This is a genomic window from Vescimonas sp., from assembly GCF_057856985.1.
Window position 1 is genome coordinate 1 of sequence record NZ_DBLZXX010000017.1, and the last position, 19,283, is coordinate 19,283.

At 61.6% G+C, this 19,283-nt stretch carries 14 protein-coding genes and 1 tRNA gene; 8 read left to right on the forward strand and 7 right to left on the reverse strand.

Annotated features, from left to right (window positions below; translation table 11 throughout):
- Window positions 1-283: 283 nt before the first annotated feature.
- Window positions 284-1,663, forward strand: a complete 1,380-nt coding sequence (locus tag ACZM22_RS09050) for a ParB/RepB/Spo0J family partition protein (RefSeq protein ID WP_489543819.1) — start codon at window positions 284-286, stop codon at window positions 1,661-1,663.
- 781 nt (window positions 1,664-2,444) lie between these two features.
- Here the strand turns inward: ACZM22_RS09050 and ACZM22_RS09055 are convergent.
- Window positions 2,445-2,518: transfer RNA gene (locus ACZM22_RS09055), tRNA-Gly, on the reverse strand.
- A 283-nt stretch (window positions 2,519-2,801) separates the two neighbouring features.
- Between ACZM22_RS09055 and ACZM22_RS09060 the strand changes: the two genes are divergently transcribed.
- From ACZM22_RS09060 to ACZM22_RS09070, 3 genes are all read left to right on the forward strand, one after another.
- Entirely contained in the window at window positions 2,802-3,944 is a 1,143-nt protein-coding gene (locus ACZM22_RS09060) for a D-alanyl-D-alanine carboxypeptidase family protein (protein WP_484438541.1), read from the forward strand.
- An 86-nt stretch (window positions 3,945-4,030) separates the two neighbouring features.
- A complete protein-coding gene (locus tag ACZM22_RS09065; RefSeq protein ID WP_484438542.1) occupies window positions 4,031-5,368 on the forward strand; it encodes a glucose-6-phosphate isomerase in 1,338 nt (445 codons plus the stop codon).
- Between the two features lie 113 nt (window positions 5,369-5,481).
- On the forward strand, window positions 5,482-5,892 hold the full coding sequence (locus tag ACZM22_RS09070) for an ATP-binding protein (protein ID WP_417053786.1): 411 nt from the start codon (window positions 5,482-5,484) through the stop codon (window positions 5,890-5,892).
- 102 nt (window positions 5,893-5,994) lie between these two features.
- Here ACZM22_RS09070 and ACZM22_RS09075 read toward each other — a convergent pair whose 3' ends face one another.
- From ACZM22_RS09075 to ACZM22_RS09100, 6 genes are all read right to left on the reverse strand, one after another.
- The gene (locus ACZM22_RS09075) at window positions 5,995-6,708 is read right to left on the reverse strand and encodes a hypothetical protein (protein WP_484438543.1); all 714 of its coding nucleotides are present in this window, start codon (window positions 6,706-6,708) and stop codon (window positions 5,995-5,997) included.
- Entirely contained in the window at window positions 6,705-8,087 is a 1,383-nt protein-coding gene (locus ACZM22_RS09080; RefSeq protein ID WP_489543820.1) for a MurT ligase domain-containing protein, read from the reverse strand. Before ACZM22_RS09080 ends, ACZM22_RS09075 begins: the two co-directional genes overlap by 4 nt.
- A 2-nt stretch (window positions 8,088-8,089) precedes the next feature.
- Window positions 8,090-9,973 carry a tRNA uridine-5-carboxymethylaminomethyl(34) synthesis enzyme MnmG gene (gene mnmG / locus ACZM22_RS09085; RefSeq protein ID WP_489543821.1) on the reverse strand — a complete coding sequence of 628 codons (1,884 nt, stop codon included), beginning with the start codon at window positions 9,971-9,973 and terminating at the stop codon, window positions 8,090-8,092.
- Between the two features lie 434 nt (window positions 9,974-10,407).
- A complete protein-coding gene (locus tag ACZM22_RS09090) occupies window positions 10,408-10,770 on the reverse strand; it encodes a DUF1667 domain-containing protein (RefSeq protein ID WP_489543822.1) in 363 nt (120 codons plus the stop codon).
- Window positions 10,767-12,023, reverse strand: a complete 1,257-nt coding sequence (locus ACZM22_RS09095; protein WP_489543823.1) for an NAD(P)/FAD-dependent oxidoreductase — start codon at window positions 12,021-12,023, stop codon at window positions 10,767-10,769. The genes ACZM22_RS09090 and ACZM22_RS09095 overlap by 4 nt, the downstream gene beginning before the upstream one ends.
- Window positions 12,020-13,453 (reverse strand): NAD(P)/FAD-dependent oxidoreductase, encoded by a 1,434-nt coding sequence (locus ACZM22_RS09100; RefSeq protein WP_489543824.1) that lies wholly within the window; start codon window positions 13,451-13,453, stop codon window positions 12,020-12,022. The genes ACZM22_RS09095 and ACZM22_RS09100 overlap by 4 nt, the downstream gene beginning before the upstream one ends.
- A 208-nt stretch (window positions 13,454-13,661) precedes the next feature.
- Between ACZM22_RS09100 and ACZM22_RS09105 the strand changes: the two genes are divergently transcribed.
- The 4 genes from ACZM22_RS09105 (at window position 13,662) to ACZM22_RS09120 (ending at window position 19,223) form a co-directional block, all read left to right on the forward strand.
- Entirely contained in the window at window positions 13,662-14,789 is a 1,128-nt protein-coding gene (locus ACZM22_RS09105; protein WP_489543825.1) for a sensor histidine kinase, read from the forward strand.
- Window positions 14,779-15,486 (forward strand): response regulator transcription factor, encoded by a 708-nt coding sequence (locus ACZM22_RS09110; RefSeq protein WP_417053795.1) that lies wholly within the window; start codon window positions 14,779-14,781, stop codon window positions 15,484-15,486. Before ACZM22_RS09105 ends, ACZM22_RS09110 begins: the two co-directional genes overlap by 11 nt.
- A gap of 263 nt (window positions 15,487-15,749) precedes the next feature.
- The gene (locus ACZM22_RS09115) at window positions 15,750-17,210 is read left to right on the forward strand and encodes a sodium-dependent transporter (RefSeq protein WP_489543826.1); all 1,461 of its coding nucleotides are present in this window, start codon (window positions 15,750-15,752) and stop codon (window positions 17,208-17,210) included.
- 300 nt (window positions 17,211-17,510) lie between these two features.
- Entirely contained in the window at window positions 17,511-19,223 is a 1,713-nt protein-coding gene (locus ACZM22_RS09120) for a Na+/H+ antiporter NhaC family protein (protein WP_489543827.1), read from the forward strand.
- The last annotated feature ends 60 nt before the right edge of the window (window positions 19,224-19,283 follow it).

The following is a 19,283-nucleotide window of genomic DNA, read 5'->3' on the forward strand; positions in this document are numbered from 1 at the left end:
GGTCAACGAGGAAACCGTCCTTTCCCTCCGCATCGAGGATGAGCAGGCAGTGCCTGGAGTCATCATCGTGTCGGATGGCATTTTTGTTTTCTGCGATGAAAACATCGCTTGACAAGGGCACACAGAGAAAAACAACTGAAAATGAGCTGCCAAGCCTTACACAATGCACCGCCTAACAGGACATAGGCGGTGTTTTTGTATACAGACAGCGTTTTCTCTGTGTGCTGATATGGGCCAGCCGTGCGGCATGGCCTAAATTCTTGTCAAGGAGGTTATTCGTGTCATGGCAGAAGAAAACAAGCATCCCCCTACCACGGAGGAACAGGCTCCGCCTGAAATGCCGGGAAAGGCCCCAAAAATGGAGCAGGCCGAAATCCCTGATGTGGGCGGCGGCCCCGCTCCGTCCGCAAAGGTGATCGACCTTTCCGCGATGCGTTCCACGCCGGAAAAGGACGCTCCGCCGGACATCCCCAAGGAGATGGAGGCCCCGTCCGTTTCCGTCACCGAGTACAGCAAGCGGGAATGGGAAAAGCCCATGCCGGAGCCGGAGCCGGAGAAGCCCAAGCCCAAACGGGGCCGCCCTGCAAAAGCCGAAAAAGCTGCGCCCACCGAGCCGGGGGTCAAGAAAGAGGCAAAGGCGGAAAAGCCCCGCCGTGGCCGCCCGTCCAAGGCGGAAAAAGCGGCCCCGGAGCAGGCCAAGCCGCCCAAGGCTGGCAAGACCCATGCGGCTCCCGTGGAAAAGGCAGCACCCCAGGCCCCGGAAGTGCCGCCTACACCCCGCGACGCTACCAGAGGCGAAAAAGAGGAAATCGTCTATCTTGACCTTTCCGACCTGCACCCGTTCAAGGATCATCCTTTCGGTGTCCGTGACGATGCGGAAATGAAATCTCTGGTGGAGAGCGTCCGCAACGGCGGCGTCAACCAGCCCGCGCTTGTGCGTCCCCGTGAGGGCGGCGGCTATGAGATCATCGCGGGCCACCGCCGCCAGATGGCCAGCCAGCTTGCCGGGTATCGCAATATGCCCTGTATCGTCCGCAATATGACGGATGACGAGGCCATTCTCGCTATGACGGATGACAACCTCCGTCAGCGAGAAACGATTTTGCCCAGCGAAAAGGCTATGTCCCTGAAAATGCAGTATGAGGCCATCAAGCATCAGGGAGCACGCGGCGACAGCGCCGAGGCCGGAAAGCTCTCTCTTGAAAGCGTGGGCCAGCGCAACGGCATGAGTGTGAAAACCGTTCAGCGGTATATCTGGCTCAATGATCTTGTGCCGGAATTGAAGCAGACGATGGATGACGGAAAGCTGTCTTTCACCCCGGCTGTGGAAATTTCCCGTGTGCGGCCCAAGCACCAGAAGTATATCGCCGTGTCCATTGAGGGCCAGCAGGCTTCGCCCTCCAAGGGTCAGGCAAAGCGGCTCCGTGAGCTGGACAAGGAAAACAAGCTCTCCCCGGACGTGATCGACGGTATTTTGTGTGAAGAAAAGAAAAAGGAGGATCGTGACGTGATCATTACTGGCGCTGAACTGGAAAAGTTTTTTGGCAAGGAGGCCACGCCCCGGCAGATGAAAGACCAGATCATGACGCTGCTGGAGGACTGGAAAGAGCGGCAGCCACCCGAGCTTGCCAAGCCCGACAAGAAAATGGATATGGAAAAGTAACGACCTCTGGCCACCATGACCAGAGGCTTTTTGCTGCCCCGATAGGATAGTCAGCCAGCAGTGCGTGGCTGAACTGTTGGAACCGCTGGCTTGGCAGCTCGATGACCTTATCCACGGCACAGGGGTCTGCCTCACACCCGGTCTGCTTACACTTTAGTTCTGCCTGAATGATCATCGTGAAAGCCCTCCCATCTCCATGTGGCTGCTCTGGCTGCCGTTCATCATTTCCTCCATGCTGTAATAGCCCTTATAGGCGATGTACCCCCGGTCAGTGAACATCCCGTCCTCCTCTGCCAGCAGACGATGCCGTGGCGTGGGTAGGGACAGCCCTGACACCGCTCGTGCTCATTGCAAAATACCGGCTCCGGCGAGCTCTGCTGGTAGGGCGCTGGCTGTCGCTCATCGATCCGCCGTGCCAGCGGTCTTGTTGGTTTTCGCATATACTGCTCCTCTCTGGGCTGCCGCCCTTGATCTGTCCTGAAAATGCAAAAAGAGCGCCGGTTCGATGGTTCTACGAAACCAACAAACCGACGCCCCAAACTTTGTGAAACTTTTTTATGAAAAAAGCCCCCTTTTGCGAGGAAAATCCTCGTACAAAAGGGGGCTGCATCCGATCATTTCGCCAGAAAACAGGAAAAGAGGGGTTCAAATCACGTCGAACGCCTCTCAGACGGCTCTGACATCCATGCTTGAAACCGTTAAAATCGGGATGTGGAAAACCCCGGAAAGGCTTGATGCCATGCGGTTTTCACCGCATGGCATCTAAACCTGTTTGTTCACTTGGAGCAGGGTACGGGAGTCGAACCCGCCTTAACGGCTTGGGAAGCCGCTGTAATACCGATATACCAACCCTGCGAACGGTGCTATTATAGCAGGTCGGCGGGGGTTTTGCAACCGAAAATTCTGTCGAGAGCATGATTTCTCCCGCAACGGCATAGAGATGGAAAAAACGCGGGGGAGGAACTGCATGATGAAGAAGCAGGAAATGGTGGATGCGGAGAAGCGCGTAATGCCTGTCGTATCAGGGGGGGCGCGGCATCGGACAGGACACGGGAGAGCGTGTTATCGTTCGGGAAGATGCTATATAGACGATAAACAGAACAAGCGGCGGGAGGCGCTGCGGAGGTGGAGGCGGCAGATGACGGGACTGGCGGCGGGCGTGACGGCGCTGATGTGCCTGCTGACCCTGTGGCCGGTGCAGGCGCAGGCGGCGGAGCTGCCTATCCAGAGCCGCGCGGCGCTGCTGATGGAAAAAACCACGGGGCAGGTGCTGTATGCCCGGAACGAGCACGAGCAGCTGGAGCCCGCCAGCGTCACCAAGATCATGACGCTGCTGCTGACCATGGAGGCCATCGACAGCGGGACTATCGGCTACGACGACGTGGTGACGGTCAGCGCCTACGCCGCGGGGATGGGCGGCAGCCAGGTCTATCTGGCGGAGGGAGAGCAGATCACGGTGGAGGAGCTGCTGAAGGCGGTGTGCGTGGCCTCCGGCAACGACGCAGCTGCGGCACTGGCGGAAAAGGTGGCGGGGGTCAGCGACCGGTTTGTGGAAAAAATGAACCAGCGGGCGGCGGAGCTTGGCATGAACGACACCCACTTCGCCAACTGCACCGGCCTGACGGCGGAGGGCCACGTCACCAGCGCCCACGACATCGCCGTCATGAGCCGCGAGCTGATCTTAAAGCATCCGGACATCCGGCGGTTCACCACCATCTGGATGGACACCATCCGCGGCGGGGCATTCCAGTTGGCCAACACCAACAAGCTCATCCGCTTCTATGACGGGGCCACGGGACTCAAGACCGGCTACACCGCATCGGCGGGGTACTGCATCAGCGCCACGGCGGAGCGGGACGGCATGGAGCTCATCGCCGTGGTGATGAAGGGGCCGGACCGCGACACCCGCAACAACGACGCCAAGACCCTGCTGAACTACGGGTTTTCCACCTACGCGCTGGTGACGGCGATGCCGGAGCAGCCGCTGATGCCGGTGCCGGTGGACATGGGCACGGCGGACACGGTGCAGCCGGTGTTGGCATCGGAGGGGAACACGGTGCTGGTGGAGAGGGAGAAGGCGGGCATGCTGGAGCGAAAAGTGACGCTGGAGCCGCGGGTCACCGCGCCGGTGGCGGCGGGACAGCCACTGGGAGAGCTGACGGTGCTGGATGGGGACACGGTACTTCTGACGGCGCCCATCACGGCGGGGGAGGACGTAATGCGGCGCAGCTGGGGCCAGGTGTTCACCCAGCTGCTGCGGCTGGCGGTTTTTGCGGGATAAGCGCCCTTTTTCCCTTGTAATTTGGGCGCAATCGTTGTAAGATACGAGTACGAAAAAGATCGGACTTTACCAAGGAGGAATGACATATGATCCGAGTGGACCTGAACAGCTGCAAGAGCTTTATCCCGCTGCCCTATGAGGCGGCGCAGGCGCCTCGCCTGCGCATCGCTCATGACCATTTGCAGAAGGGGGACGGCGCAGGCGGCGAATTCACCGGCTGGGTACGCCTGCCGCAGGACTACGACAAGGAGGAGTTCGCCCGCATCCAGGCCGCGGCCAAGCGCATTCAGGCAGATTCTCAGGCGCTGGTGGTCATCGGCATCGGCGGCTCCTATCTGGGAGCACGGGGCGTCATCGAGTGCCTGCGGTCGCCCAACTACAACCTGAAAAAGAAGGAGACGCCCAACATTTACTTCGTGGGCAACGGGCTTTCCTCCGACTATATGAGCGAGATCGTGGAGCTGCTGGACGGCGTGGACTTCTCCGTCAACGTCATCTCCAAATCCGGCACCACCACGGAGCCGGCGGTGGCCTTCCGCTTCTTCCGGGAGATGCTGGAGAAGAAGTACGGCGCAGACGGCGCGGCTAAGCGCATCTACGCCACCACCGACCGCCACAGGGGCGCACTGAAGGCGCTGGCGGACGCCAAGGGCTATGAGACCTTTGTGGTGCCCGACGAGGTGGGCGGCCGGTACAGCGTGCTGACAGCCGTGGGCCTGCTGCCCATCGCCGTGGCGGGCATCGACATCGAGGCGCTGATGGCCGGTGCGCGGGAGATGATGGACATCTGCACCGCGGCGGAGATGGACGCCAATCCTGCGTGGCAGTATGCCGGTGCGCGGTACGAGATGTACCGCACCGGCAAGAAGATCGAGATCCTGGCGGCGTATGAGCCTTGCTTCCGGTTCATGGCCGAGTGGTGGAAGCAGCTGTACGGCGAGTCCGAGGGCAAGGAGGGCAAGGGCCTGTTCCCCGCCAGCGTGGAGTTCACCGCCGACCTGCACTCCATGGGCCAGTATATCCAGCAGGGCGAGCGGCACCTCTTTGAGACGGTGGTGCGCTTTGGCGCTTCCCGGCACGAGAATCCCGTGCCCTACGACGAGACGGACGGCGACGGCCTGAACTTCCTGGCGGGAAAGAGCATGGACTTCATCCGCGAGCAGGCCATGGACGGTACCCTGCTGGCCCATGTGGAGGGCGGCGTGCCCAACGTCACACTGTACACCGACGGGCTGGACGAAAAGGCGATGGGCCAGCTTATCTACTTCTTCGAGTATGCCTGCGGTCTCAGCGGCTATCTGCTGGATGTGAATCCCTTCGACCAGCCGGGTGTGGAGGCCTATAAGAAGAACATGTTTGCCCTGCTGGGCAAGCCGGGGTACGAGGAGATGCGGGCCGCACTGCTGGCAAAGCTGGGCCGCTAAGGCGTTTTGACCAAAAAAGGGGCCGGTTTTTTTCCGTTGCTATTTTCCCGTTGGTATGATATGCTACAAGCAGGAGTAAAGCCAGCTCCACTATGACAAAGGAGTGATTTCTTATGGTTAGACTGATCATGGGCGCGAACGGTGCAGGTAAGACGAAGCAGCTCATCGAGCTGATCCATGCCAGCGTGGACTCTGAAAGCGGCAGCGTTGTGTGCATCGAGCCCAGCCGCGACATGACCTACGACATCAGCTATAACGTCCGTCTGGTCAACGCCAGCGACTACAATGTGGATTCTTTTGACTGCCTGCGGGGCTTCCTGTGCGGTATGTACGCGGGCAATTTTGATATTTCCCATGTGTTCGTGGACAACCTGTGCAAGATCGCCGGCAGCAGCGATTGGCAGGCCGTGGAGAAGTTCCTGCACTGGCTGGACCGCTTCAGCGAGGAGAACGAGGTGAAGTTCACCGTCACCGTCAGCGCCGATGAGGACGTGGCCACCGAGGGCATGCGCCAGTACATCTGAGCCGGCTGAAAACGATAAAAAAGAACCGCCCGCGGGCGGTTCTTTTTTGCGCTTTTTGGGGACGCAGGGGAGGCTTTTGCGTGTTGAGCGGGTGTGCGCGGCTCAATAGAGGTAATTGCGGCTTTCCTGCCGGAACTCCGCCACACGCTTTTCGTAGCTGGCCATGGCGGCCTCCTCAAAGGCCAGGGCATCGGAGGGGGCGTTCATCCGGCGCAGCAGCCACTTGCACAGCGGCGGATTCAGAATCAGAAGCGGACCAATGAGGTATGTGGCCATCAGGCCGCCGCGGCGGTAGCCCTCCAGCGGCGTGTCGGGGTTCCGGCCTACGCCGCGGGCGACGCGGAACCAGCCGTCCCGCTCCGGCGCATCGTAGCTATGGCCGAACAGGCTTTTGAAGCCCACCACGTCCATGTCCTCGAAAGAGCCCAGGAAGAAGCTGTTGTGGCGCTTCATCATCTGGTAACGGGCACGGCAGGGCAGGAGGCCCAGACCCTCAATGGTGTCGGCGCTGTCGCTTTCGATGGCCTGACCGAACACGTCCAGGGCGTTGCCGGTGAGAAGCAGCAGCTGGCCCGCGTCCACGCGGGCAGCGATGTCCGCAGCGTAGGGCCGCAGGGCATCGGCAACCAGGCGCAGGCCCTGCTCGGTGGTGCTGCCCATGAACACCAGCGTTACCTCTCCGTCCAGAAAGCGGGGACGGCTGTGGAGATCCGTTTCCACGATCTCCAGCGAGGGGCAGCAGCGCCGGAGGTAGTACACGTTTTGCAGGTCGCCGTAGAGGTTGCAGACCTCCGGAAACAGAATTTCAGCTCTCATTGTCCATCCTCCTTTGCCAGCAGCATCTCCTTCAGCTTCGCCTTTACGCGGAACGCCAGCGGCATGCCGTCCACGCCGTAGAGGATATACACGTCGTCGCCGGAGCGCAGGGGAAGCAGCTTCAGTGCCGCGAACTCATCCTCCTCCAGCCGTATCTTTTCATCGGGGATGCCGGCCAGAAGCAGCCGCAGCCGGTAGTCGTAGGCACGGGGACCGGCGCAGACCAGGCAGGTCACATCGTCGCTGTTCAGGAACTCGAAGTCCGTGTCGTACATCCAGCTGGGGTTTTCCGACCAGCTCTTCGCCACGCCCATGCAGTTCATCATCACCAGCAGCTCCTTCTTCCCGGGCTTGGAGCGGATGTAGTCAAAGTTGCGGGAGCAGGCCAGGGCGTTTTTGTCCTTGGACATCTGCATGATCACATTGACGCCGCCGATCTTCTCCTCCGACAGGCGGGAGGCCAGCACCTTTACCCGGGACAGGCGCTGCTCTATGTCGGCGTGGGACCAGCCCAGCTGGCGCAGGACGGCGATGACCGTCACCATGTTGTAGATGTTGTGGATGCTGTCGGCGATCAGGGTGTAGGGGTAGTCCTGCCCGCCCTCGCGGAGGGTCATGGTGCGGCCCGCCACGTCCACGCAGGTGGCCAGATAGTCACAGTCCGGGGAGTGAAAGCCGCAGTTTTCGCAGACGGCGCGGCCGATGTGGTGGTAGCGGCGGTACTCATAGCGCAGCGGACCGACGCAGCGAGGGCAGATGCGCATGTCGTTCAGCAGGTTCTCGCACGCCGTCACATCGGTGGGCAGGCGGTCGATGCCGAAGTAGACCCGGGGGTTCTCCGGCGCCACGGAGCAGGAGATCAGATCGTCGGCATTCAAAATCAGCTTGGACGATTTGGGGAAGGAGCGGGTCAGGATGTCCGCGATGTAGCCGGGGTGGGCGTTGCGCATGATGGAGTCGCGGAACAGATTGGTGACCACGATGTAGTCCGGCTTCACGTAGGGGTAAATTCTGGGGGCGGAGCGCTCGTCTACCTCCAGCACCGCCATGTCGCACTTTTTCACGCGGCCCAGCAGGTCGCAGTTCCGGATGAAGGCGGTGGACACGCCGGAGACGATGTTGCTGCCGGCGCGGTTGTTCAGCACGCGGCGGCCGCCGGCCTCCAGAATGTCGTTGAGCATGTTGGACACCGTGGTCTTGCCGTTGGTGCCGGTGACGGCCACGATGGTTTTGGGCTTGCCCACGTAGCGCAGAAAGTCGGGGCACAGTCTGACGGCAAGGCTGCCGGGGAAGTCCGTGCCGTTGTGGTGAGTGATCTTCAGCGCGGGGATGGACAGCTTGGCCATCCACAGCGCAAAGAGAAATCGCAGTTTACCCATGGTCATTCCTCCTTATCTCGATGGGTCTGGAGCCAGATCATCAGTGCGCCCACGTCTGCCGGTGAGACGCCGGAGATGCGGCTGGCCTGCCCCAGATTCAGGGGACGCACCGCGTCCAGCTTCTCCCGCGCCTCCAGACGCAGGCCCTGTATGGCACTGTAATCCATGCGGTCGGGGAGGGCGTGCTTTTCCAGCTGCTCGAAGTCCTCCACCTGCCGCTGCTGGCGGCGGATATAGCCCTCGTATTTGACGGATATTTCCACCTGCTCCCGCACCGCCCCGGGAAGCTCCGGCGCGGCAGGGTCGAAGGGGCGCAGGTCATCGTAGGACACCTGCGGACGGCGCAGCAGGTCGATGAGCCGCGCACCGTCGGCTACCGGTGCGGTGCCGCGGGCTGTCAGCAGGGTGTTGAGAGCGTTGCTGCCGGCCACGCCGGTGTGGGTCAGGCGCCTGATCTCCCGCTCTACGGCGGCGTACTTCTCCTCCACGGCCTGAAGCCGCGCATCGGACACCAGGCCGATGCGATGGCCAATGGGGCACAGACGCTGGTCGGCGTTGTCCTGCCGCAGTACCAGCCGGTACTCGGAGCGGGAGGTCATCATGCGGTACGGCTCCTGAGTGCCCTTGGTCACCAGATCGTCGATAAGGGTGCCGATGTAGCTCTCGCTGCGCTTAAGAAGCATGGGGGGCTGGCCCTTCAGGGCCAGGGCCGCGTTGACGCCGGCCACGAAGCCCTGGGCCGCCGCCTCCTCATAGCCGGAGGAGCCGTTGAACTGTCCCGCGCCGTACAGACCGGAGACGGTCTTGACCTCCAGCGTGGGCCGCAGGGCCAGTGGATCGATGCAATCGTACTCGATGGCGTAGGCGGGGCGCATCATCTCCGCGTGCTCCAGTCCGGCCACACTGTGGAGCATCTGAAGCTGCACCTCCTCCGGCATGGAGGAGGAGAACCCCTGGATGTACATCTCCTCGGTGTCCAGCCCCATGGGCTCGATGAACAGCTGGTGGCGGGGCTTGTCCGCAAAGCGGACGATCTTCGTCTCGATGGACGGGCAGTAGCGGGGGCCGATGCCCTCGATGACACCGGAGTAGATGGGGCTGCGGCCCAGATTCTCGCGGATGATGCGGTGCGTCTCGGCGTTGGTGTACGTCAGGTAGCACACGGCGCGGTTCTCCGGCGGCTGGGCCGTGGTGAAGCTGAAGGGCAGGGGGGCGGGGTCGCCCTCCTGTATCTCCATTTTGGAAAAGTCGATGCTGCGGCGGTTCACCCGCGGCGGCGTGCCGGTCTTGAACCGGCGCAGGGGCAGGCCCAGTGCCAACAGGCTGGCCGTCAGGGCGTTGGCGGCATGCATGCCGTCGGGGCCGGAGGACTCGATGCACTCGCCCACGATGGTGCGGCCCGTCAGGTACGTGCCGGTGCAGAGGATGGCGGCGCGGACGGTGAATACCGCGCCGGTGCGCAGCACCACGGCGGCCACGCGGCCATCCTCACAGCGGATCTCCGTTACCTCCGCCTGACGCAGGGTCAGGTTCTCCTGCCGTTCCAGTGTGTGCTTCATCACCTGCTGATATTTCCGGCGGTCCGCCTGGGCCCGCAGGGACCAGACTGCGGGGCCTTTGGCACGGTTGAGCATGCGGTACTGGATGCAGGCGCAGTCCGCCGCACGGGCCATCTCGCCGCCCAGAGCGTCCAGCTCCCGCACCAGATGACCCTTGCCGGTACCGCCGATGGCGGGGTTGCAGGGCATGTTGCCTACTGCGTCCAGATCGATGGTGAAGCAGACGGTGCGCATGCCCAGACGCGCCGCCGCCAGCGCCGCCTCGATGCCGGCATGTCCGGCGCCGATGACGGCGATGTCAAATGTTCCGGCGTGAAACTCTCTCATAGTATATCCCCAATACGTTCGTACCTTATCAACCGATGGTATGCAGTCATTATATATGGTATGGACGGCAAGTGCCATTGTGCAAACTATCAAAAAATAGCAAATACAAATTGTGAGATATGTATAAAATTGGGGTTGCAAAGGGGATGAAAACGGCATATACTATCTGTGTAATCAAATGAAGAAAGGAGCGTGATAGTGTTATGATGAACAACTGGATCATGGGCGATCTGGACGATATGATCTTCGGCGACTGCCGGCAGCAGGTCAGCGAGCGGTAAACGTCCCACCCACAAAGGATGACCACCACGCCATGTGCGTGGCGTTTTGCTTTTTATGGGCGTTTTTTCGCCTTGTTCATACAAGATCCGCAAGCGAAAAAGAGACGCAGGCTTTCAGCCTGCGTCTCTTTTTTTGCGCTCATACGGCGAGGGTCAGGTTCGCGCCATGTTCTTGGCGGCCACCACGTCCACGCCGGTGCCGCAGACGTTTTGCAGTACCACGTCGCCGATGGCGATGGGGGCCTGGACCTTGACGGTGCGGAGGGCGCGGGCCACGTCAAAGACCTGTGTCTTGGGGATCTCGCCGTTGGTGCGGACCGGCAGCACCGGCAGGGCCGCGCCCTCGATGGCCACGGTACCGGTGACGGTGCGCACCGGCGCAACGCACTCCCTGCGGGCGTAGGCGTCGCCGCGGGGACAGGTGTTGCCGGTGACGGAGGTCACCGCGCCGTTTTCTACTTCGGCGGTGAGGTGGCAGCCCATGGGACAGCCGATGCAGATCAATTCACGTTTCATTGTGCCTGCGCCTCCTCTACTACGAAAGTCACCGTGTCCGCATCGGCGGGGATGGCGGCGGGGTCAATGGGAAAGCTCTCCATTTCGCCGGGGGTCAGGATGCGCTTGGGGATGCGTTTGAGCAGCGTGTCCCCCGCATAGGCGCACAGCGCCGCGCTGCGGTAGGGCTGTCCCACGCGGAAGCGCACCGTCACCGGCCCGCCGCCCCGATGCAGGGATTGGGGCACGGTGTAGCGCACACCGTTTTTGCCCTCCAGCCGGATGCTGTCGCCGCTCGCTGCACCCTCCAGCACGAAGCGGGCGGCGCTGCGGCCTGCGGCGGCCGCCTCCTGCGAGACGAAGTCCACCAGATCGTGGACATGCAGCACGTTGCCGCAGGCGAACACGCCGGGCAGGGAGGTGGCCAGCGTTTCGTCCACCACGGGGCCGCCGGTGACGGCGTCCAGCGCCGCGCCCGCCTGACGGGTCAGCTCATTCTCCGGAAGCAGACCCACGCTGAGCAGCAGGGTGTCGCAGGGGATGTACCGCTCCGTACCCGGGATGGGCAGGCGCTTGTCGTCCACCTGCGCCAGCGTCACGCCGGTGAGATGCTCCTGCCCGTGTATCTGTACCACGGTGGTGGACAGATACAGGGGAATATTGAAATCATCCAGACACTGGACGATGTTGCGCTTCAGACCGCCGGAATAGGGCATGACCTCCGCCACGGCTTTGACCTCCGCGCCCTCCAGCGTCATGCGGCGGGCCATGATGAGGCCGATGTCGCCGGAGCCGAGGATCACCACCTGCCGCCCGGGCAGATAGCCCTCCATGTTCACCATGCGCTGGGCGGTGCCCGCCGACCAGATGCCGGCGGGGCGGGTGCCCGCGATGTTCAGCGCGCCTCGGGGCCGCTCACGGCAGCCCATGGCCAGTACCACCGCCTGCGCCTTGATCTGCTGCAAGCCTACGGCGCGGCCGGTGACGGTGAGCACACGGTCCGGCGTGATGTCCAGCACCATGCAGTCCGTCCAGGCGGGGATGCCCCGCTCGTGTACGGCGTCGATATAGCGCTGGGCGTACTCGGGGCCGGTGAGCTCCTGATGGAAGGTGTGGAGTCCGAAGCCGGCATGGATGCACTGGTTCAGGATGCCGCCCAGCTCGCCGCTGCGCTCCAGAATGAGGATATCCCGCAGACCTGCGTCATAGGCGGCTGCGGCGGCGGCCAGTCCGGCGGGACCGCCGCCCACGATGGCCAGCTGTACAGTTTTCATGAGAGCACCTCCTTGGTGCGGCCCGCCAGCAGGCGGCTCTCGCCGCCGCATTTGGTCAGCTCGGTCATGGGAGTCCCCAGCTCCTCGTGGAGAAGCTCCAGCACCCGCGGCGTGCAGAAGCCGCCCTGACAGCGGCCCATGCCGGCCCGCACGCGGCGCTTCACACCGTCCAGCGACCGTGCGCCCCGGCGGATGGCCTCCCGTATCTCACCCTCGGTGATCTCCTCACAGCGGCAGACCACCGTGGCGTAGGCGGGGTCTCTTTCTATCAGCGCCTGTCGGGCGGCAAAGTCCATCTCACGGGGACGGGGGATATCGCGGCGCTCCGCGATGAAGTCATCTTTCTCCGCCGCGCCCAGCTTCTCCGCGGCCAGTCCGGCCAGATACCGGCCGATGGCGGGGGCGGAGGACAGGCCGGGGGACTCGATGCCCACGGCCTCGAAGAAGCCGTCGGCGCTCTCACCCACGATGAAGTCGTCGTCACCACCCACCAGATGGGCGCGAAGCCCGGCGAAGCTGGTGATGACATCCCGCATGGGCAGGCCCGGTACGCTGCGCGCCGCCGTCTCCGCCACGCGGCGCAGGCCCGCAGAGGTGGTGGCGGTGCAGCCCTTGTCCTCCTGATCCTCCGCAGTGGGGCCCACCAGCAGGTTGCCATGGACCGTGGGGGTCACCAGCACGCCCTTGCCCATGGCGGAGGGAAGCTGGAAAATAGTGTGCCGCGTCAGGCCGCCATCGCGGCGGTCCAGCAGGCAGTACTCGCCGCGGCGGGGGACGATGTGCAGTTGACTCTCACACAGCTGGTTATGGAGCGTGTCGCCGTGGACACCGGCGGCACAGATGACCGTGCGGCTCTCCAGCGGGCCGCGGCTGGTCTCCAGCAGGAAGCCGCCGTCCTGACGGCGGATGCGCTGTACCTCCGTGTCGTAGCGGAACTCGCAGCCGTTGGCGGCGGCGTTCTCCGCCAGCGCGATGGTCATGCCGAAAGGACAGATGATGGCGCTGGTAGGCGCATGCAGCGCGGCCACAGCCTCCGGCGCGACCCGGGGCTCCTGACGGCGCAGGGCATCGCGGTCCAGGACGGTCAGACCCTCCACGCCATTGCACTCACCACGGGCCTTCAGCTCCTCCAGACGGGGAATGTCGGTCTCGTTGAAGCACAGCACCAGCGCGCCGCAGCGGCGATAGGGGAAGTCCAGCTGGCGGGACAGCGTCTCCATCATGCGGGAGCCCTCCACGTTGAACCGCGCCTTGGCGGAGCCCACCGGCGCATCGAAGCCGGCGTGGCAGATGGCGGAATTGGCCTTGCTGGTGCCCATGCACACGTCCTCGCCGCGCTCTAAAAGGCAGATGCGCAGGCGGTAGCGGCTGAGCCAGCGGGCCACGGCGCAGCCTACCGCGCCGCCGCCGATGATCACGGCATCATACATTGCGATTACCTCTTTTCCGGCGGACGGGGGAGCGCCCCGCCTGCCATCTCTTTACATACAATACTATAGAATAGCAAATACAGGGATACCTTGTCAAGCGGCCCCGGGAGAAAGAGAAAAAAGGGTAAGTCTTAACGGCATTTTAACGCTTTCTTAACGCGATAATGTGATACAATAGCGCCAGACATATAAAGGGGAGGGAGCGCCGGTGGATAAGAAAGCCTATCGGGACCGGCTGCGCAGCCAGGATAAGCGGGAGCGCACCGCGGCCAGTCTGGGTCTGCCCTACTCCGGACGGGATCTGGCCATCGCCTTTGGGCTGTATTTGGCGGCGGTGCTGCTGTGCCTGTTCCTGCGGAACATCGACCTGCACCGGGACACCAGCTACGTGGCGGTGATCTTCCTGCTGGACGTGTTCCTGACGGCCTACTGGACCAACGGTTATATCCTGGGTATCATCACCGCCGTGGCCGGTGTGTTCAGCGTGGACTACATATTCACGTATCCCTACTGGCACATCAGCTTCACGCTGACCGGATTTCCGCTGACGTTTCTGGTGATGATGACCATCTCCGTGCTGACGGCGGCTGTCACCAGCCGCGCCAAGCAGACGGAGACCGTCCGCCGCGAGGCGGAACGGGAGAAGATGTACGCCGACCTGCTGCGGGCGGTGTCCCACGACATCCGCACCCCGCTGACCGGCATCGTGGGAGCTACCAACGTTTTGCTGGAGCAGGACGGCGAGCTGACGCAGGAGCAGCGGCAGCAGCTGCTGCGCTCCACCAACGAGGACGCCCAGTGGCTCATCCGCATCGTGGAGAACCTGCTGTCCATCACGCGCATTCACAATTCCGAGGAGGCGCGGGTCAAGAAGGCGCCGGAGGCGGCGGAGGAGGTCATCGGCAGCGCCGTGGCCAAGACGCAGAAGCACTACCCTGACGTGGAGGTACATGTGTCGGTGCCCCATGAGCTGATGATGGTGCCCATGGACCCGCTGCTCATCGAGCAGGTGCTGGTGAACCTGATGGAAAACGCCGTGATCCACGGCGGCACCAGCCGTATCGATGTGACGCTGTCCCAGCAGGGGGGCGATGCGGTGTTCACCGTGGCCGACAACGGCAGGGGCATCCCGCTGCACCTTCTGAATAAGTTATTCGACGGAGCGGCCCGCAGTGACCGCAGCAGCGACGGCAAACGCAGCATGGGCATCGGCCTGTCTGTGTGCCGGACGGTGGTGCTGGCCCACGGCGGGACGATACGGGGGGAGAATAAAAAAGACGGCGGCGCGTGCTTTACCGTGACGCTGCCCATGAAAGGAGACGACGATGAAGATTAAAGACAAGGTCCTGATCGTGGAGGATGAGCAGTCCATCAGCAACTTCATCTCCATGATCCTCACGGCCAACGGCTACGACACCATCATCGTCCGCAGTGGCGAGGAGGCCCTGACCATGATCGCCTCCCATTGCCCGGACATGATCGTGCTGGATCTGGGACTGCCGGACATGGACGGCATGGAGGTGCTGAAGTCCGTGCGCAAGTGGTCCAATCTGCCGGTGGTGGTGGTTTCCGCGAGAAATCACGAGCATGACAAGGTGGAGGCCCTGGACTACGGCGCAGACGACTATCTGGTGAAGCCCTTCGGCACGTCGGAGCTGCTGGCCCGCATCCGCACCGCCATCCGCCACACCCGCACAACCCTGTCCAATACCCAGATCGCCCAGTCCGGCAAGTTCGTCACCGGCGACCTGACCATCGACTACGACAAGCATCAGGTACTGATGCACGGCGAAAACGCCGGTCTCACCGTCAACGAGTACAAGATCGTGGCCCTGCTGGGCAAGTACGCCGGCAAGGTCCTGACCTACGACTTCATCATCCGCGAGCTGTGGGGCCCCAAGGCCAAGACCGACAACCAGATCCTGCGGGTGAACATGGCCAACATCCGCCGCAAGATCGAACCTACCCCCGGCAACCCTCAGTACATCTTCACGGAGGTGGGCGTGGGCTACCGCATGCGGGAGGGCGACTGAGCGCCGCATAACAACCGGATCAAACCGGAAGCACCCCTCGAGGAGGGGTGCTTCTTTCCAATTTGTGAGTTTCTCTACAAGAAAAAAGACGGCGACGAAAATCGACACTTCACAGGGCTTTTATATGTTGTAAATAAAGGAAAATATGACTTTCGGGAAGCGGACGTTAAGAAACGTTTACTCTTATTTACAAGACTTTTTTCTCGCGGTAAGATACAAATACGCCCGCTGGGAAGGCGGGGGAAATCGTAAGGAGAGAAGATATGGAAGAAAGAAAAGGCTTTGGATCCAATTTCGGATTCCTGATGGCCGCGGTCGGCTCGGCGGTCGGTCTGGGCAACATCTGGGGCTTCCCCTATAAGATGGGTGCCAATGGCGGCTTCACGTTCCTGATGGTGTATATTTTCCTGGGTGTCACCACCGGCTTCATCGTGATGATCAGTGAGCTTGCCATCGGCCGTAAGACCGGCAAGGGCGCGGTCGAGGCGTACAGGATGGTCTCCAAGAAGTTCAAATGGATGGGCTGGATGGGTATCGCATCCGCATTTTTCATTTTGTTCTTCTACTGCGCGCTGGGCGGCTACTGCATCAAGTATGTCATTCTCAATGTGGGCGACCTGCTCAAGGCCGGTTTTGGTGCAAATGTATTTGCTGAGGCTGCGGCAGCCAATGGCACTTCCGTTGGCGCCGAGGCCTGGTCGGCGCTGATCGCCAACCCCACCGAGGCTGTTATCTATGGCCTGATCTTCGTGGCGCTGACCATGCTCATAGTCCTCGGCGGCGTGGGCGGCGGTATCGAGAAGGTCTGCTCCGTGGGTATGCCCGCACTGTTTGTCGCGCTGCTGATCTGCATTATCCGCGCCTGTACCCTGCCCGGCGCGGTGAACGGCCTGAAGTATATGTTTGTTCCCGGCTGGGCTGTTGCGAACGGCGTGATCGAAGAAGCACCCAACATCTTCCAGGTATTTGCCACCGCCGGCGGCCAGATGTTCTTCTCCCTGTCTCTGGGCATGGGCGCTATGATCACCTACGGCTCTTATCTGGGCAAGAAAGAGAACATTCAGAAGAACGGCCTGCTGATCGTTATCATGGACTCCATCGTGGCCTTCATGGCGGCTCTGTGCGTGCTGCCCGGCCGCTTCGCCCTTGACCCCAACGGCGATCTGGGCGGCCCCGGCCTGCTGTTCGTCACCATGCAGAATGTGTTCAGCCGTATGGGCGGTATGGGCCCGCTCTTCGGCATTCTCTTCTACCTGCTGGTGGTGTTCGCCGCCATCTCCTCCTCCATCTCCCTGCTGGAGGTCATCGTAGCGCACTTCGTTGACAAAGCCCGTGACGCGGGCAAGGGAGACAAGCGCAAGGTATATACCCTCATTGCTGCGGCTGCTGTCGGCCTGGGCTGCATTCTGGTTTGTGCGGACGCACTGGGTAACAGCAACTTCTCGCCTGCGGATCTGCTGGGAATTGCGGAGCCGAAGGCCTGGGCTGCCGACTGGCTTGACTTCTGGGATGCCGTCTCGGAGGGCGTCATGATGCCGCTGGGAGCGCTGCTGATGACCTTCATGGTGGCCTATGAGATCGGTACGGATGTGGTCAAGGATGAGATCGAGCAGTGCGGCAACAAGTTTACCGCCTTTAAGTTCTACAACGTCTGCGTCCGCTATGTTGCCCCGCTGGGCTTGCTGCTGGTGCTGTACGGGCAGATCAAGCAGTTCTTCTTCTAAACAGCCTTAACGCGGAATTAACGACAAAATACATACAAAATTCGTATGCCGGAGCAGCTTGCTCCGGCATACTTTTATACGCTGACGTAACAAAAAGCCTTGATTTTACAGGGAAAATACCAAAAGCGGGGGAGAGGAAAATGCAAGGTTTCCCAAGCACGGAGCCTGAAAATTTGTGAGAATGACGGAAAAGCGTGTTTACAATTTGTTAAAATAATGGAATATGACGTTAAGAGGTTGACAATATCTTAACAGGCAGGTATGATGAGAGAACAATTTGTGAGGAGGTAAATCACACACATGGAAAAGAAAAGTACCAAAATAGCGTATTTCGTTGCGCTGGGTGTCTTTGTGGTGCTGCTGGCGATCCTCGGCTTCACATTCAAGGACGCTCCCATCATTGTGGAAGGCGCGGCCACCCCGTTCGCAGGCACCTTCTGGTCCCTGCTGCCCCCCATTGTAGCCATCGTGCTGGCCCTGATCAGCAAGGAAGTGTATTCCTCTCTGTTCCTGGGCTGCCTGGTAGGCGCTCTGCTGGTCAGCAACTTCCAGCCCTGGGAGACGCTGGTGCAGCTGGTGGAAGGCGATAACGGCATCGTCACCACCGTGTCCGACTCCGGCAACATCGCCATCATCGTGTTCCTGGTGGTACTGGGCATCATGGTGGACCTGATGAACAAGACCGGCGGCTCCGAGGCGTTCGGCCGCTGGGCCAAGAAGTCCGTTAAGACCCGCGGCGGCGCACAGCTGATGACCATGCTGCTGGGCGTGCTGATCTTCATCGACGACTACTTCAACTGCCTGACCGTGGGCGCCGTGATGCGTCCCGTCACCGAGTCCCACAAGATCTCCCGCGCCAAGCTGGCCTACGTCATCGACTCCACGGCTGCTCCCGTCTGCATGATCGCTCCCGTGTCCTCCTGGGCTGCCGCCGTGTCCGGCTACGTCCAGTCCGACAGCGTCAACGGAATCCAGCTGTTTGTAGCCCAGATCCCCTGGAACTACTACTGCCTGCTGACCCTGCTGATGATCGTGGTCATCTCCATCCTGAACATCGACTACGGTCCCATGCTGACCCATGAGTACAACGCGCAGGTCAAGGACGACCTGTTCACCACCCCCGAGCGTCCCTTCGCCGGCGCTGACGACTACGAGACCGGCTCCAAGGGCAAGTCCTCCGTTATCGACCTGATCCTGCCCGTGGTGGTTCTGATCGCCACCTGCATCATCGGCCTGATCTACACCGGCGGCTACTTCGATACCGAGAGCGGCAACTACCATGCGTTCGCTTCCGCTTTCTCTGACGCCTCCTCCGGCGCGGGCCTGGCTATCGGTTCCATGCTGGCTCTGGTGTTCACCTATGTGTACTACTGGCTGCGGGGCTCCATTGGCTTTGAGAAGTCCTTCGAGTCCGTGCCTCAGGGCTTCATCCAGATGATCTCCCCCATCCTGATCCTGTCCTTCGCCTGGACGCTGTGCGGCCTGACCCGCTACGGCATGAACTCCGCCGACTTCGTCATCAGCGCCATGTCCGGCGCCGGCAGCCTGGCTAAGTTCCTGCCCGCCATGATCTTCATCATCGGCGCGGCCATCGGCTTCGCCACCGGTACCTCCTGGGGCACCATCGGCATCATGGCCCCCATCGTGGTCCAGGTGTTCAACTACGATCAGCAGCCTGTGCTGTGCACCATCGGTCTGGCGGCGGCCTGCGCCGGCGGCGTTATGGGCGACCACTGCTCCCCCATCTCTGATACCACCATCATGGCTTCTGCCGGTGCCCACTGCTACCACCTGAACCATGTGTTCACCCAGATCCCCTATGCGCTGACCGTGGCTGGCGTCTCCTTTGTCAGCTTCATTCTGGCCGGCCTGATCCAGAACGTGGTCATCTGCCTCATCATCGCCGCGGTGCTGATGGTGGCCACCCTGCTGGTCATCAAGGCCATCATGGCCAAGAAGCATCAGGGCATCTTCCAGGAGATGGCCGAGGCCGACAAGGCTCTGGCCAAGTAAGGCGTCCTCCTATACCGAACCGCGCAAAAAATGGGAAGTCCGTAGGGACTTCCCATTTTT

What these genes read in the sequence shown, in the direction of transcription:
- ACZM22_RS09050 (WP_489543819.1), top strand. Translation starts at nt 284, where the DNA reads ATGGCAGAAGAAAACAAGCATCCCCCTACCACGGAGGAACAGGCTCCG.
- ACZM22_RS09060 (WP_484438541.1), top strand. Translation starts at nt 2,802, where the DNA reads ATGACGGGACTGGCGGCGGGCGTGACGGCGCTGATGTGCCTGCTGACC.
- ACZM22_RS09065 (WP_484438542.1), top strand. Translation starts at nt 4,031, where the DNA reads ATGATCCGAGTGGACCTGAACAGCTGCAAGAGCTTTATCCCGCTGCCC.
- ACZM22_RS09070 (WP_417053786.1), top strand. Translation starts at nt 5,482, where the DNA reads ATGGTTAGACTGATCATGGGCGCGAACGGTGCAGGTAAGACGAAGCAG.
- ACZM22_RS09075 (WP_484438543.1), bottom strand. Translation starts at nt 6,708, where the DNA reads ATGAGAGCTGAAATTCTGTTTCCGGAGGTCTGCAACCTCTACGGCGAC.
- ACZM22_RS09080 (WP_489543820.1), bottom strand. Translation starts at nt 8,087, where the DNA reads ATGGGTAAACTGCGATTTCTCTTTGCGCTGTGGATGGCCAAGCTGTCC.
- mnmG (WP_489543821.1), bottom strand. Translation starts at nt 9,973, where the DNA reads ATGAGAGAGTTTCACGCCGGAACATTTGACATCGCCGTCATCGGCGCC.
- ACZM22_RS09090 (WP_489543822.1), bottom strand. Translation starts at nt 10,770, where the DNA reads ATGAAACGTGAATTGATCTGCATCGGCTGTCCCATGGGCTGCCACCTC.
- ACZM22_RS09095 (WP_489543823.1), bottom strand. Translation starts at nt 12,023, where the DNA reads ATGAAAACTGTACAGCTGGCCATCGTGGGCGGCGGTCCCGCCGGACTG.
- ACZM22_RS09100 (WP_489543824.1), bottom strand. Translation starts at nt 13,453, where the DNA reads ATGTATGATGCCGTGATCATCGGCGGCGGCGCGGTAGGCTGCGCCGTG.
- ACZM22_RS09110 (WP_417053795.1), top strand. Translation starts at nt 14,779, where the DNA reads ATGAAGATTAAAGACAAGGTCCTGATCGTGGAGGATGAGCAGTCCATC.
- ACZM22_RS09115 (WP_489543826.1), top strand. Translation starts at nt 15,750, where the DNA reads ATGGAAGAAAGAAAAGGCTTTGGATCCAATTTCGGATTCCTGATGGCC.
- ACZM22_RS09120 (WP_489543827.1), top strand. Translation starts at nt 17,511, where the DNA reads ATGGAAAAGAAAAGTACCAAAATAGCGTATTTCGTTGCGCTGGGTGTC.